Origin of the sequence: Brachyspira sp. G79 (assembly GCF_002379365.1) — a bacterium.
Taxonomy (GTDB): domain Bacteria; phylum Spirochaetota; class Brachyspiria; order Brachyspirales; family Brachyspiraceae; genus Brachyspira.
Genome location: NZ_JQIU01000008.1, coordinates 715,183 through 729,289, shown reverse-complemented (window position 1 = coordinate 729,289; position 14,107 = coordinate 715,183). Strand labels below are relative to the sequence as shown.

Genomic DNA, 14,107 nt, shown 5'->3' with positions numbered 1-14,107 from the left:
CCCTCTTTTTTCACAATATATGTAATCATACTTTTAACCTTATAAGTCCTACAACTTTTCCTACTAAAGAAATACTTTCTTTTATTATAGGCTGATAATTCTTATTTTCTGGCATAAGTTTTATATGGTCTTTTTCTCTGAAAAATCTTTTGATTGTTATCTCTTCATTTCCATTATCATCAATTTTTGCTACTACTATATCTCCGTTATCAGCCTGATTAGTTGGGTGTACTAATACCATATCTCCTTCTTTTATGTGAGCATTTATCATAGAATCACCCATAACTTTCATAAGGAAATTACCTTCATCTTGAGCTATTGATTTTGGCAGAGAGTATGTTTCTTCTACAGTTTCATCAGCTACGTCCATTAAAAGACCTGCTTTAACTTCATTTGATAAAAGCGGTATTCTTACCATATTATGATTGCCTTTTTCTGATGTATCTATAGGTACACTTCCTCTTGCTCTTTTACCAGTTTTTTTTACGTATCCCTTTTTTTCTAAGGCTGTAAGATGTGTCGTTACTGCTGTTGGTGAAGCGAAGTTAAAATGAACCATAATTTCTTTTACTGTTGGCGGATATCCATTTTCATTGGTAAATCTTTGCAAAAAATTAAAAATATCTCTTTGTTTGTCAGTTAATTCAGTCATATTTATACCTCTTTATATTTACATGTAGTATTTGTTATTATACTATATAAAAATATGATGTCAAGTTATAATGTGAAAAAAATAATATTTTTATAGAATATTATAAAATTTAATATTATAATAATATATTAAATACAAATATTTTTATAAAAATAATTTTTGAATATAATTATTTAAATTATTTATTTCCCCTAAGTTTATTAATAGTATCTTTTTTATTATCGCTGTCAATTATTGCACTTCCTGCCACAAGAAAATTTGCTCCTGCTTCTATTACTATATTACATGTATTAAGATTAACTCCTCCGTCTACTGCAAGAATTATATCTCTATTACTAATCAATTTTTTAGCTTCTCTTATTTTTTTTACAGATGATTCTATAAACTTCTGTCCCCCAAATCCCGGATTTACGCTCATAATAAGAACATAATCAATATCCTCTATAATAGGCTCTATAACATCAACTCTAGTATGCGGATTAAGTACAATACCTGCTTTTATATTATACGATTTTATTTGATGAATAATTTTATGTATATGAATATTTCCTTCATAATGCACACTTATAATATCAGCACCAGCTTTGGCAAAATCATCAATATGTTTTTCTGGATTTACTATCATAAGATGAACGTCAAGCGGAATACTGCTTGATTTTTTTATATCAGAAACTATTTTAGCACCAAAAGTAATTTGAGGAACAAATACTCCGTCCATTATATCCAAATGAAGATAATCGCTTTCAACTTCTTCTAGTTCTTTTATCACACTTTCCAAATTTAAAAATGAAGAAGTTAATATTGAAGGTGCTATCATAATTTTATTCATATATTTTCCTTATATTGTATTTTTATTAAGAATTTATTAAAATTATATTATTATTTATTTTGTTTATTTTTCTTTATTGTTCTGCTTACTCTTTCTATATTTTCTAATGCTTTTTTAGCAGCTTCAGTTTCCGCTTCTTTTTTGCTTTTTCCTATTCCAGAAGAAAAGTTTTTATCATTGACATAAACTTCTGCTTTAAACATCTCATGATTATTTTCATCATGATATTCATACGATTTATATACTGGGCTTGTTTTATGTTTTTTTTGTATAAGTTCTTGAAATATAGTCTTATAGTCTTTATCAAAATTTTCTATATCAAGGTTAGTAAGTCTATTTTTATATGCCGCCATAACAAATTTAGCAGCATTATTAATACCAGAATCCAAATATATAGCACCTACTATTGCCTCAAATAAATCTTCAAGCATATTATCTCTATAGCGTCCTCCTGAAACCTCTTCTCCATGTCCTAAAAGAAGAAAATCTCCAAGTTTTAATTCTTTTGAAATATCAGCTAAACTTTTTTGAGAAACCAAAGATGATTTTACTTTGGAAAGCAAGCCCTCTTTACTTGTATTGTATTTTTTAAACAAATAATCTGATATAATAAGAGAAAGAACAGAGTCTCCCAAAAACTCAAGCCTTTGATTATATTTCATTTTATTTTTTGATTCATTGGCATAAGTTCTATGAGTAATAGCCTCTAAAAGATAAGACTTATTTCTAAACTCATATTTTATAGCCGTTTGACAATTATTTAAAATTTCTTCTATATTTATAATGTTCATAATACATTCTGCCTAACAATATAGCCATTATGATACAATGAAAAAAAATACAGTCAAGAAAATATTATTATTTTTTTATAAATTTGAAAATAAATATTTAATTATAGAACTTATATTATATATTTTTCAAAAGTACTTTACAGATTATATATAAAATTATTTGATTTTAACTTATAAAGATTATGTTTTATATGTTGTATAAAATACGTATTCAATATGGCAAAATGCAGTTTTTTCTACTTTTTTCAATACTTTAGAATAATAGGATTACTACAGTTGCAAATTTAGCATACACAATTATAAATAAAATTGGTTTTGAAATATGGCTATTATCAGATATATTTTAAATATTTTATATTATATAAATTATTTAATCTTGATTATATGTAAAAAAAATAGTATAATATAGAAAATATCTAATATCAAAAATGAAGAGGTCAATTGATGGAAAAAAGAGTGTTGCTTAAGATATCGGGTGAAGCACTGCTTGGAGAGAAAGAATACGGTATTGATAATAATGTTGTTGACAGAATAGCATTAGAGATGAAAGCTGCTGGAAATGATACACAAATAGCAGTTGTTGTGGGCGGAGGTAATATATTTAGAGGAATGCAGTTATCAAATAAAACTGGAATGGTGAGGGCTACAGCTGATTCTATGGGTATGCTTGCCACTATTATGAACGCCATAGCTTTAAAAGACAGGTTTATGGCAGCAGGAACGCCTACTCAAATATTATCCGCTTTTAATATAGAAGGTATGATAGAGGGGTTTGAGAGAGATAAAGCTATTCGTATACTAGAACGCGGGAATGTTTTGATAATAGCAGGAGGCACTTCAAATCCTTATTTCACAACTGACAGTACTGCTATATTAAGGTCTTTGGAGATAGGTGCTTCTATAGTATTAAAAGGTACTAATGTTGATGGAGTTTATGATAAAGACCCTAGAGTAAATAAAGATGCCAAAATGTATAAAGATATTACTTTTAGAGAAGCTATTAGTCAAAATCTTCGTGTTATGGATATGACAGCTTTTGCTATGGCTAATGATAATGACATGCCTATAAGAGTATTTAACATGAATGAAAAAGGAAATATTACTAAGGCTATTTCTGGAGAAGATATAGGAACTTATGTACATAATTAATAATATTTTTAGGAGGTTTGTATATGTTTGATTTTGGGTATATTCCAGTTATTCCTATGTTTGTTGGTATTGTTGTAATACTGATACTTTTATTTATTTTCTTACATTTTTTCCCTATGGGACTTTGGATTACAGCTTTGTTTTCTGGTGTAAGAATAAATATGATAACATTAATTACTATGCGTCTTAGAAGAGTTAATCCTTCGCTTATAGTATTAAATCAAATAAAACTATGGAAAGCAGGTTTAAAAATAGGTACAAATGAGCTTGAGGCACATTATTTAGCGGGGGGAAATCCTACTGCTGTTGCTGACGCTTTGATTGCTGCGGATAAGGCTTCTTTGGATTTAAGTTTTGAGCGTGCTGCTGCTATAGATTTGGCTGGAAGAGATTTAGTTGATGCTATAAGAACTTCTGTTTCGCCTAGAGTTATAGCTACTCCTTTAATTGCTGCTGTTGCTAAAGATGGTATACAAGTAAAGGCTACTGCTAGGGTTACTGTTAGAACAAATATTAACCGTCTTGTTGGCGGAGCTGGAGAGGAAACTATTATTGCTAGAGTAGGTGAGGGTATTGTTACCACTATAGGTAGTTCTTCTTCTCACAAGGAAGTTTTAGAAAATCCAGATAGAATTTCTCAGGTTGTACTTGCTAAAGGTCTTGATTCTGGCACTGCTTTTGAGATACTTTCTATTGATATTGCTGATGTTGATGTTGGAAGCAATATTGGTGCTTTCTTACAGATTGACCAAGCTGAGGCTGACAAAAAGATTGCTCAGGCTAAAGCTGAAGAGAGAAGAGTTATGGCTATAGCACGTGAACAGGAAATGCGTGCCCAAGTTGAAGAGATGAAAGCTAAAGTTGTAGAGGCAGAATCTCAGCTTCCTCTTGCTATTGCTGAGGCACTTAAAAAAGGAAATATTGGGGTGCTTGATTATTATAATATGAAAAATATTATGGCTGATACTGAAATGCGTTACAGTATATCTGGTATGGATTCAATGAGCAAAAATAATAATTCACAGCCTACAAAACAATAAGTAAATAATTTAATGGGTTAGTTTTAATAAAATTTTATAAATGAAAGGGGCTTTTAATATAAAGCTCCTTTTTACATATATAAAGATTAGACTTGTTTCAAAACTACTTGACAAGATTGAGTATAAAGTTATTTATTTTAAAATTACAGACAAAATGTTTTACATGTTGTATACACTATCATTTTAATATATAAACATGCAGTCTTTCGCTTGACTACGGCACGCATAGCGGATTTCAAAAGAAGATGGTGCGGCACGACTGTATGTTTTGCGGAGGTTGTTCCCTTTATAATAAATAAAATTAGTTTTGCAACAAGTCTGCTATTTTTATTAAAATAATAATGCCTTATAATAGTATTGTTTTTTATTCTCTGATAATATAATATTAATCCATAATAAATATTTAAAAAATAGGTTACATATGTTTACAAATAATAATATGACAACTTCCGAATTATTAAAATCGGTAAGACAAATAGAGATAAAAACTTCAAAAATAGTTAACTCATATTTTGCAGGACAGTATCACTCCGCTTTTAAGGGACAGGGTATAGAGTTTGATGAAGTGAGAAAATATACTGTTGGTGATGATGTTAGGGCTATGGATTGGAAGGTAAGTGCAAGATATAATGAACCTTTTATTAAACGTTTCAGAGAAGAGAGGGAATTAAGCGTTATAATACTTGCTGATTTTTCTGCTTCCACTGATTTTGGGTTTACAAAAACAAAGCATAATTTGATTGTAGAGCTTAGTGCTTTGCTTAGTTTTTCAGCTTTAAAAAATAATGATAAAGTTGGGCTTTTAATATTTACCGATACAGTAGAAAAATTTATTCCTTTAAACAAAGGCAGAAATCATGTACTTAGAATAATAAGAGAGCTTATAGAGTTTGAACCTAAAAGTGCAAATACAAATATAGCAAATGCTTTAGAATATTTTAACCGAATACAAAAAAGAGACAGCATAACATTTTTAATAACCGATGCTTGTGCTGATTTGCCTAAAAAAGAAATAGATATTACAAGAAAACGCCATGATTTTATTGTATGCTTGGTTAATGATGATTTGGAATATAATCTTCCTAATTTGGGAGGCACTTTGGTATTATCCGATTTAGAAAATGAAGATTATGTTTACTTTGACATGTCTAATAAACGTATAAGAGAAGAGTATTTTAATGAACAAAATAATATTATGGAAGATAGGCTTAATTTCCTTAAAAAAAATTCTATAGAAAAAATAGTTTTAGATACTTCTAGTGATTATGTTACTGAAGTTATGAAGTTTTTTGTTAAGAGAAGAAGATAATTTTTATTTTTTTATATTATTTATAATATTAATCTATTTTTATTTTTTATTAATAATATATAATATTCTCTATATTTTTTTAGAGTTTTATTATGACAAAAGATATGACGGTTGGAAGTCCGTTCAAAACTATAATATATTTCTCCATACCTATGCTTGTAGGAGGAATATTTCAGCAGTTTTATGGAGTTGCAGATACAATTATAATAGGTAAGTTTGTAGGTTCTAGGGCTTTGGCTGCAATAGGTGCTACTACTTCAACTATGTTTTTCTTTTTATCATTTGCTATAGGATTTACCAATGCATTTTCTATAGTAATGGGTCAGTTCTTTGGGGCTAAAAATGATACTATGCTTAAAAGAACTTTTTTAAACTCTATATATGTTACATTATTTAGTTCTGTTATATTATTAATATTAGGCTTATTTTTTTCAAGACCTCTTATGGTATTATTAAAAACTCCTGATGATATTATAAATAATTCGGTGCTCTATTTGCAAATATGTGTTGGCTTATCATTTGGCCAGCTTATTTATAACGGAGCTGCAAGTATATTAAGAGCTTTAGGCGACAGCAAGACACCTTTATATTTTCTTATACTTACAACTATTGTTAATATTATATTAGATTTGGTATTTGTTGCTTTATTGAATATGAATGTGGCAGGAGTTGCTATAGCTACAGTAATATCCCAGATGATTTCTGCTTTTTTAAGCGTATTATATATCATAAAAAAATTTCCTATGTTAAAATTAAATAAAGATGACAGAGTTTTTGATTTTGATAATTTATTTATGATAATAAAAATAGGTTTTTCTATGAGTATTCAGGCTGTATTTTTATCTATTGGTGAGATGATTATAAGCGGAGTAGTTAATACTTTTGGTACTAATGTTGTGGCATCATATACTACTGGAAACAGAATAAGTCAGTTTGCGTCTATGGCTTATTTTGTTATATCAGAGGCTTTTGCTGTTTATGTGGCACAAAATTTCGGAGCTCGTAAATTTGAAAGGATTAAAGAAGGTTTTAAAAGTATAATAATACTTTCTCTCTCTTTAAGTATATTAGCAGCTGTTATTATATTTTTGTTTGGAGATCATTTAATAGAACTTTTTATATCAAAGAATGATATGTATATAGATACGATAAAAGATATATGCCGAGGCTATTTAAGAATATCATCATTATTTTATCCGTTTTTGGCTATAATACTTTTATATAATAATTCTATAAGAGCTATAGGAAATGCTTTTATTCCTCTAATGTCTGGAATAGCGGAGCTTATTATTAAGGTAGGAGGCTCTGTATTTTTATCTATACCTTTTGGATATGTTGGTATATGGTTTGCTAATCCAGTTGGCTGGGCTATAGGTATAATTCCTAGTTGTATTTATTTTCATAAGTACGCTTTTAAAATGAAAAAATGATAGACTTCTATTTATAAAAATTATACTGCTTTACATTTATAATTAATTTTAGTATAATAATATCATGAGAGATATTAATGTATTAAATGATTATTTTGTGAGATATTTATTCTCATCTAAAGATAGTAATTTTATATTACTTGATTTTATTAATTCTACAATGCTTGATGCTAATATGAAAACTTTTAGAAGTGTAGAGATTTTGACACCTTTTAACTATAAAGAAAATTATGATGATAAAGAAAGTATCGTTGACGTTAAATGTATTACACAAAATGGAACAGTTGTTATAATAGAGATTCAGCTTCAAGGCAATTCAAGATTTCCAGAACGCATATTATATTATTGGGCTTCTAATTACAGCAGACTTTTAAAGCAGGGTGAAAAGTATGATGCTTTAACTCCCGTAATTAGTATAAATTTGCTTAATTTCAATTTAGATGATAATGACTGTATACATTCCTGCTATATGATTTATGACACTAAAAATAAAAGATTATTAACGGATCATTTGCAAATACATATAATAGAATTAAAGAAGTTTAAATATAATTTGCTTGAGCCTAATTTAAATTGTTGGCTTAAATTTTTTACTATAAAAGAAAAAGATAATAGGGAGGTAATTATGTCAGAATTAGTTAAAGAAAAACCTATAATGGAAGAAGTACAAAGAAGATACAATAACTTTATTAAAGATAGACTAATGATGAATGAATACGATAAAAGAGAGGCTTATCTATATGGTAATCAAATAATGTTAGAAGAAGAAAGAAGATTAGGCATTGAAGAAGGTTTCAAAAAGGTATAGAGAAAGGTATAGAGAAAGGTATAGAGAAAGGTATAGAGAAAGGTATAGAGAAAGGTATAAAAGAAAATCAAATATTAACTGCAAAAAATATGAAAAATAAAAATATAGATTTATCACTGATAAGCGATATTACTGGACTTAGTATAAAGGAGATAGAAGAGTTATAATTCATAAAACTATTTAATATACAAAACTATTAATTAAATATATTTATTTATAAAATTATTAATAGTATTCCAGTATAAACTTTCATTTTTCATTACTGCTGATATATGCCCGCCGTTTTTAATTATTAGCTTTTCTTTTTCTGAAGAGCATGAATTATAAAGTTTATGTACCATATCACAATTTACTAACTCATCTTTATCGCCATGTATAAAGAGTATAGGTACTTTTGATTTTGATACGCTTTTTTGAACATTAATATCATCAAATGAAAACCTAAGTCTGATTTTTGCCATTATGGAAGTTAATTCTACTATTGGAAGAAAAGAAAATTTATATGCTATATCAAGTCTTTCTTTTAACTGTTCATATGCATTCGTGAATCCTGCATCTTCTATAATTGCTTTTACATTATTTAAATCTTTATTTGAATCTTCATTTAAATTTTCACAACTGCACATCATAACAGCATTTGCTCCCATTGAAATTCCGTATAGAATAATTTTAGCATTATTATAATTATTATTGATATACTTAATCCAAGCTAATACATCAAGCCTCTCTAAATATCCTAATGAATATATTTTTCCTTCACTTTCTCCATGACTTCTTAAATCTATAGCAAGTACATTAAATCCCATATTATAAAATTTTTCCATAAAATATTTCATATAAGAACCTCTGCCTTCATATGGATGAACTATTATTATATATACATTGCTGTTATTATTTATTAAATGAGCATGAAGTTTTAAATTATCACTTGAAACTGTGTATACATCTTTTTGATTTTCTTCAAACCATATTTTTCTTTTTTCTTTTATTAATTTTTTTTCTTCATCTTCTTCTTTTGTTTTTTCTTTTCTTTCAAAAAGTTTTTTATTAGTTTTTATAAGGAGTTTATTTACAAAATGATTTGCTATGATTATTAGAATTAAGGCAGTTATAATTATTACAGATAGTATCACATATAATACTATTATCATAAAATAATCCTTTTTATAAATTTTACCCTAAAGCTACATCAAGAACCATCATCACAGTAAAACCAATTATAAAACCAAATACCCCAAAGTGATTATGTTCCTCAGCTACAGCCTCAGGTACAAGCTCTTCTACAACAACGTATATCATAGCACCAGCAGAAAAAGATAATGCTATAGGAAGTATAAGTGTAAGTTTAGTAACAGCCAAAGCACCTATAACAGCAGCAATGGGTTCTACTATTCCAGATATAGCACCGAATAGGAAAGATTTTATATTTGATACACCATTTGTTTTAAGAGGAAGAGATACTGCAGCTCCCTCTGGAAAGTTCTGCAAACCTATAGCCAATGCTAATACCAAAGCAGCATTAAAAGTTACATCAGAATTTCCTATAGAGAAAGCTCCAAATGTTATTCCTACAGCCAAACCTTCTGGTATATTATGCAAAGTTACTGCTAAGAATAGAAGTATATTTTTTGAAAGTTTTGTGTTTGTTCCTTCTTTTTGTTCGCTTCCATTTATTATATGCATATGAGGAAGTATTTTATCTAGCATCCATATAAAAAATGATCCGAATAAAAATCCAAAAGCAGGTATAACCCAATTTGGCAGATTAGTATTTTTTGATAGCTCTATAGAAGGAGCAAGCAATGACCAAAAACTAGCAGCCATCATAACTCCTGCCGCAAATCCGTACATAGAAGCAAATACTTTATGTTTGATTTCCTTTGAAAAGAAAAATACAAGTGCTGAGCCTAATGCTGTAAAAGTAAATGTTATAGTTCCGCCAAATAATGCAAGTAATGCTGGGTGTATATTTTCCATCATTTTATAACCTTAAATAAATATAATTTTTTGATTTATATATTATATACACAATAAGATTAATTTCAATTTTTAATTAGCTTATTTTTATTAAATAGGGTATAATAATATATAGATTAATTTTCTATTTTAGTTTATATTATTAAATGATTTTATAATATTTCTATGGGAGTTTTTTATGAGTAATTATAATGATGATAAATATTTTGATAAAGACTGTATATTCTGTAAAATAATTAAAGGAGAGATTCCTTCAAATTTTATAAAAGAAAATGAATACTGTGTTGTATTTGCGGATTTAAACCCGAAAGCTAAAATACATTTGCTTGTTGTACCAAAACCGCATGTAAAAAATATATTGGAAACAGATGATTTTTTGATGAATAAAGTTTTAGAAACTATAAAGGAAGTTGCGAAAGAACAGAACTTAGAATCTTTCAGAGTTATAAATAATTGCGGAAAAGGTGCAGGACAAAGCGTATTTCATGTGCATTTTCATATACTTTCAGGCGATAATTTGGAAGAATAAATAATAATTGGAGTTAACATAATGATAGACAGTCATTGCCATCTTACATACATATCAAAGAAGAGTAAAGAATTAGAAGAAGTTTTAGATAGAGCTAATAAGGCAGGTATATTTTATTTTGTTGATATAGGAGTGCACCCTAATGACATAGACGAGCGTATGTTTATACTTTCTGATGCTGAGGGTGTATTTTTTAGTATGGGATATTATCCAGACTATGCAAATGAAAATGATGAGGATACATTAAAGGCTTTTGAATTAAAAATAAAAAATTTAAATAAAAAAACATTAAAAAATCAAAATAAGTCAATATATGCTGTGGGTGAAATAGGGCTTGACTATTATCATGATGATTCAAATAAAAATGAGCAGCGTGAGTTTTTCTTGGCTTTATGCGAGGCTGCTAAAAATACAGACCTTCCTATATTGATACATAGCAGAAATGCATTTAAAGATACTTTTAAAATTCTTAGAGAAGCAGATATACCAAAAAGAGGGATATTTCATTGTTTCAGTGGAAATGTTGAAGATGCAAAAAATGCTTTGGATTTGGGATATATACTTTCTTTTTCAGGGTCATCTACATATATAAAAAATGATTTTATAAGAGAGGCTTTTAAGTATGTTCCAAAGGATATGTTTACAATAGAAACTGATGCTCCGTATTTAACTCCTCAGAAAGTAAGGGGTAGGGCAAATGAGCCATCATTTATACCATATACGGTTGAAGTATTGGCTGAGGCAAGCGGTGAAAAAAGTGAAGATATTATGAGAAGAGCTTTAGAAAATACTGTTAGAGTTTTGGAGCTTCCTATAGATTTGAATAGAATTTAATTTGTATAAAAATATAAAAACCCTCTGTAATAGAATTAATATGTCTATTTCTATTATAGAGGGTTAATTTTTATGGGTAAATATTATAGAGTTTTAATAGCTTCTTTCAATTTGTTTAAATCATCAGCATTAGGGTGTCCCATGGCATTGTCATAATTAGCTAATTTATCCTGAACAACTTTTTTCTCATCATCAGTTGCAGCTTTTTCAAGCATGTTTTCTAAATTTTTCTTTTGTCCGTCTATCCATTGACCTTGACAAGCATAAGTACCAACTAATGTATTAGAAGAATCTAGGAAAGTTTTTGCAGGATTAAGCATTTTATCATAATATTCTTGATTATTACCATAGCCTACAGTCATAAATAAAAATACCTTTTTGTTTTTTAATGTCTGCATAAACTTACCAGCAGCCTCATCGCAAGTACCTTTATAACTTCCAGCACCTACAAATACTAAGTCAGATTCACCAATTTTATTAGCATCTACTGCATCAGCTTTTACGCATTGTAGACATTCTCCGTTAGCAGATTCTTTTATAGCTAATGCTAATTTTTCTGTATTACCGCTTTTGCTAGTATAAACTATAGAATATTTCATATTAAATTAACTCCTTATGTTAGAATACTCTAATTATTATAACATAAGAATAAAAAAAATCAATATACTATATAGATGTATTTGGCTGTAAAGTACTTGCTATAATATGTGTAATATGATATAATATGTAAATTGTAAACTAGAAATTTATTATATTATTTAATAGCGATATGAAGGAGAAGGCAAATGGAAGTTATCTTAAAAAAAGATTTTATATCATTAGGTTATGAAGGTGATATATGTAAAGTAAAAGACGGCTATGCAAGAAATTACCTTATTCCAAGAAATATAGCTGTAATAAAAAATGCAGCTAATTTAAAAACTTTAGCTCAAATGCAGAAAAGTTTGGAGAAAAAAAGAGCTAAAAGAAAAATGGAAGCTGAAATATTAAAAGGTAAAATTGTTGATATTAGTGTAGTTATACCTATGAAAGTTGCTGAAAATGGTAAATTATACGGTTCTGTTAGCCAGCAGACTATAGTTGATGCTTTAAAAGAAAAAGAAATTGATATAAATAAACGCGATGTTCATATGGAAAAACATATTAAAGAACTTGGCGAGTTTGATGTTGAAATAAAATTATATCACAGTGTTAATGCTGTTATCAAAATTAAAGTTGTCAATATAGATGATAAAGAAGTTGTAGAAGTAACAGAGGAAATAAAAGAAGAAAACAATAATACTTCTGAAACAGTACAAGCTTGAAATTAAGGCTTAGTATCAATTAATAGGCATAATATTTATGAATAATACACCCTGCTCAATAGAGGCTGAAGAGTCTCTATTGGGGGCGATGCTTCAAAACTCTCAGGCTATATCTGCAGCTTTATCCAAAATAAAATCCACAGATTTTTATAGTGAAAGAAATAGACTGCTTTATGAAAGTATCATAGAGATGAATAATAGGGGCATAGCGGTTAATGCTGAGACCACTTTAAGATATCTTAAAGAAAATGGTTTATTTGAAAAAATTATTCAAAATGATGAAGCATATTTAATGCGTATAATAGATGGTACGCCTTTTCATCAGAATGCCAAATATTATGCTGAAATTATCGCTGAAAAATCATTACTTAGAGATTTAATAACAGCAACTCAGGATATACAAAAATCAGCTTATGAGGCAAAGGATGCAGAAACTAAAGAAATAGCTGATTTTGCTGAGAAAAAAATATTTGAGGTTACTCAAAGAAGATTAAGCAATGATTTTATTCATATACGGGAGCTGCTTTATGAAGCTTTAACTACTATAGAGAGCCGAAAAAAGCATAAAGGTACTGTAACTGGAGTTCCTTCTGGTTTTATATCTCTTGATAAAATTACTCATGGTTTTCAGCCTTCGGATTTGATTATATTAGCGGCAAGACCTTCTGTAGGTAAAACAAGTTTTGCACTTAATATAGTGGAGCATGTTATTACTAATATAGAAACTACAGGTTTTGGTATAGGTTTTTTCTCTCTTGAGATGAGCAGAATGCAGCTTGTAGAAAGGTTAATAGCTAGTAAGGCTAGAATTAGTTTATCAAGAATAAGGTCTGGGGATTTGGAAAAGCAGGAATGGACTAAACTAGGACAGACTTTTAATAGTTTATCTCAGGCTAATCTTTTGATAGATGATTCAAGCCAATTAACTATAATGGAAATACGTGGTATAGCTAGGCAGATGAAGTATAGATTTGCTGAGATGAGTAAAACTTCTGGAAAAGAAATTGATTTAAAATTGATAGTTGTAGATTATCTTCAGCTTATTCATTCTGGCGTTCAGACTAGAAGAAATGGTACAAGAGAGCAGGAAATAGCGGATATTTCAAGAGGGCTTAAGGCATTGGCTAAGGAGCTTAATGTGCCTGTTATATCTTTGGCTCAGTTATCTAGGGCTGTTGAACAGAGACAGGACAAACCCAGACTTTCAGACCTTAGGGAATCTGGTTCTATAGAACAGGACGCGGATATTGTTATGTTTCTTCATAGACAAAAGCCTAATAAAGAAGAAAAAGATGATGAAGTTATAGATGACAAAACTAATCAGGTTGAAGTAATACTTGCAAAACATAGAAATGGTGCTATACATGATGGTATACCGCTTCATTTTATAGCTGATCAAACCAGATTTGAAAACATATATAATAACAGTAATGATGCATAATATATTATAGGGGT

14 protein-coding genes and 1 pseudogene are annotated in these 14,107 nt (G+C 28.7%); 9 read left to right on the top strand and 6 right to left on the bottom strand.

Translation table 11 applies throughout. The features are described 5' to 3' along the window. Window positions 1-25 precede the first annotated feature (25 nt). The 3 genes from lexA to rnc all read right to left on the bottom strand — a co-directional run bounded on the left by lexA (window position 26) and on the right by rnc (window position 2,272). Window positions 26-652 (bottom strand): transcriptional repressor LexA, encoded by a 627-nt coding sequence (gene lexA, locus KQ44_RS04600; protein WP_096736419.1) that lies wholly within the window; start codon window positions 650-652, stop codon window positions 26-28. A gap of 178 nt (window positions 653-830) precedes the next feature. Beyond that, on the bottom strand, window positions 831-1,481 hold the full coding sequence (gene rpe / locus KQ44_RS04595; RefSeq protein ID WP_096736418.1) for a ribulose-phosphate 3-epimerase: 651 nt from the start codon (window positions 1,479-1,481) through the stop codon (window positions 831-833). Window positions 1,482-1,531: 50 nt separating this feature from the next. Next, window positions 1,532-2,272, bottom strand: coding sequence for a ribonuclease III (gene rnc / locus KQ44_RS04590; RefSeq protein ID WP_205676548.1), 741 nt, complete (start codon window positions 2,270-2,272; stop codon window positions 1,532-1,534). Between the two features lie 444 nt (window positions 2,273-2,716). Between rnc and pyrH the strand changes: the two genes are divergently transcribed. The 5 genes and pseudogenes from pyrH to KQ44_RS04565 all read left to right on the top strand — a co-directional run bounded on the left by pyrH (window position 2,717) and on the right by KQ44_RS04565 (window position 8,175). After that, entirely contained in the window at window positions 2,717-3,421 is a 705-nt protein-coding gene (gene pyrH / locus KQ44_RS04585) for a UMP kinase (protein WP_096736417.1), read from the top strand. 23 nt (window positions 3,422-3,444) lie between these two features. Beyond that, window positions 3,445-4,461: a flotillin-like protein FloA gene (gene floA / locus KQ44_RS04580; protein ID WP_096736416.1), complete on the top strand. Its 1,017-nt coding sequence runs from the start codon at window positions 3,445-3,447 to the stop codon at window positions 4,459-4,461. Window positions 4,462-4,882: 421 nt separating this feature from the next. Then, window positions 4,883-5,770 (top strand): DUF58 domain-containing protein, encoded by an 888-nt coding sequence (locus KQ44_RS04575; RefSeq protein WP_096736415.1) that lies wholly within the window; start codon window positions 4,883-4,885, stop codon window positions 5,768-5,770. A 92-nt stretch (window positions 5,771-5,862) separates the two neighbouring features. Further along, window positions 5,863-7,200, top strand: coding sequence for an MATE family efflux transporter (locus tag KQ44_RS04570; RefSeq protein ID WP_096736414.1), 1,338 nt, complete (start codon window positions 5,863-5,865; stop codon window positions 7,198-7,200). 64 nt (window positions 7,201-7,264) lie between these two features. Beyond that, window positions 7,265-8,175: pseudogene (locus KQ44_RS04565) on the top strand (Rpn family recombination-promoting nuclease/putative transposase). A 33-nt stretch (window positions 8,176-8,208) separates the two neighbouring features. Here the strand turns inward: KQ44_RS04565 and KQ44_RS04560 are convergent. Together KQ44_RS04560 and KQ44_RS04555 are read right to left on the bottom strand one after the other, a co-directional pair. Then, window positions 8,209-9,159: an alpha/beta hydrolase gene (locus KQ44_RS04560; RefSeq protein WP_096736413.1), complete on the bottom strand. Its 951-nt coding sequence runs from the start codon at window positions 9,157-9,159 to the stop codon at window positions 8,209-8,211. Between the two features lie 22 nt (window positions 9,160-9,181). After that, on the bottom strand, window positions 9,182-9,988 hold the full coding sequence (locus KQ44_RS04555; protein ID WP_096736412.1) for a ZIP family metal transporter: 807 nt from the start codon (window positions 9,986-9,988) through the stop codon (window positions 9,182-9,184). A gap of 175 nt (window positions 9,989-10,163) precedes the next feature. On the opposite strand from KQ44_RS04555, the gene KQ44_RS04550 reads away from it, so the two are divergent. Continuing rightward, on the top strand, window positions 10,164-10,514 hold the full coding sequence (locus tag KQ44_RS04550; RefSeq protein ID WP_096736411.1) for a histidine triad nucleotide-binding protein: 351 nt from the start codon (window positions 10,164-10,166) through the stop codon (window positions 10,512-10,514). A 21-nt stretch (window positions 10,515-10,535) separates the two neighbouring features. Then, entirely contained in the window at window positions 10,536-11,348 is an 813-nt protein-coding gene (locus KQ44_RS04545; RefSeq protein ID WP_096736410.1) for a TatD family hydrolase, read from the top strand. 83 nt (window positions 11,349-11,431) lie between these two features. On the opposite strand, the gene KQ44_RS04540 is transcribed toward KQ44_RS04545, so the two are convergent. Continuing rightward, window positions 11,432-11,947 (bottom strand): flavodoxin family protein, encoded by a 516-nt coding sequence (locus tag KQ44_RS04540; protein WP_096736409.1) that lies wholly within the window; start codon window positions 11,945-11,947, stop codon window positions 11,432-11,434. Window positions 11,948-12,133: 186 nt separating this feature from the next. On the opposite strand from KQ44_RS04540, the gene rplI reads away from it, so the two are divergent. Then, on the top strand, window positions 12,134-12,652 hold the full coding sequence (gene rplI / locus KQ44_RS04535; RefSeq protein WP_096736408.1) for a 50S ribosomal protein L9: 519 nt from the start codon (window positions 12,134-12,136) through the stop codon (window positions 12,650-12,652). Between the two features lie 37 nt (window positions 12,653-12,689). After that, complete coding sequence (gene dnaB, locus KQ44_RS04530) at window positions 12,690-14,093, top strand: replicative DNA helicase (RefSeq protein ID WP_096736407.1); 1,404 nt, start codon at window positions 12,690-12,692, stop codon at window positions 14,091-14,093. Window positions 14,094-14,107: the final 14 nt, after the last annotated feature.

Bases quoted from the DNA above. Each gene is read 5' to 3' on its own strand.
- pyrH (WP_096736417.1), top strand. From the start codon at position 2,717: ATGGAAAAAAGAGTGTTGCTTAAGATATCGGGTGAAGCACTGCTTGGA.
- KQ44_RS04570 (WP_096736414.1), top strand. From the start codon at position 5,863: ATGACAAAAGATATGACGGTTGGAAGTCCGTTCAAAACTATAATATAT.
- dnaB (WP_096736407.1), top strand. From the start codon at position 12,690: ATGAATAATACACCCTGCTCAATAGAGGCTGAAGAGTCTCTATTGGGG.
- floA (WP_096736416.1), top strand. From the start codon at position 3,445: ATGTTTGATTTTGGGTATATTCCAGTTATTCCTATGTTTGTTGGTATT.
- KQ44_RS04575 (WP_096736415.1), top strand. From the start codon at position 4,883: ATGTTTACAAATAATAATATGACAACTTCCGAATTATTAAAATCGGTA.
- KQ44_RS04550 (WP_096736411.1), top strand. From the start codon at position 10,164: ATGAGTAATTATAATGATGATAAATATTTTGATAAAGACTGTATATTC.
- KQ44_RS04545 (WP_096736410.1), top strand. From the start codon at position 10,536: ATGATAGACAGTCATTGCCATCTTACATACATATCAAAGAAGAGTAAA.
- rnc (WP_205676548.1), bottom strand. From the start codon at position 2,272: ATGAACATTATAAATATAGAAGAAATTTTAAATAATTGTCAAACGGCT.
- rpe (WP_096736418.1), bottom strand. From the start codon at position 1,481: ATGAATAAAATTATGATAGCACCTTCAATATTAACTTCTTCATTTTTA.
- KQ44_RS04560 (WP_096736413.1), bottom strand. From the start codon at position 9,159: ATGATAATAGTATTATATGTGATACTATCTGTAATAATTATAACTGCC.
- KQ44_RS04540 (WP_096736409.1), bottom strand. From the start codon at position 11,947: ATGAAATATTCTATAGTTTATACTAGCAAAAGCGGTAATACAGAAAAA.
- rplI (WP_096736408.1), top strand. From the start codon at position 12,134: ATGGAAGTTATCTTAAAAAAAGATTTTATATCATTAGGTTATGAAGGT.
- KQ44_RS04555 (WP_096736412.1), bottom strand. From the start codon at position 9,988: ATGATGGAAAATATACACCCAGCATTACTTGCATTATTTGGCGGAACT.
- lexA (WP_096736419.1), bottom strand. From the start codon at position 652: ATGACTGAATTAACTGACAAACAAAGAGATATTTTTAATTTTTTGCAA.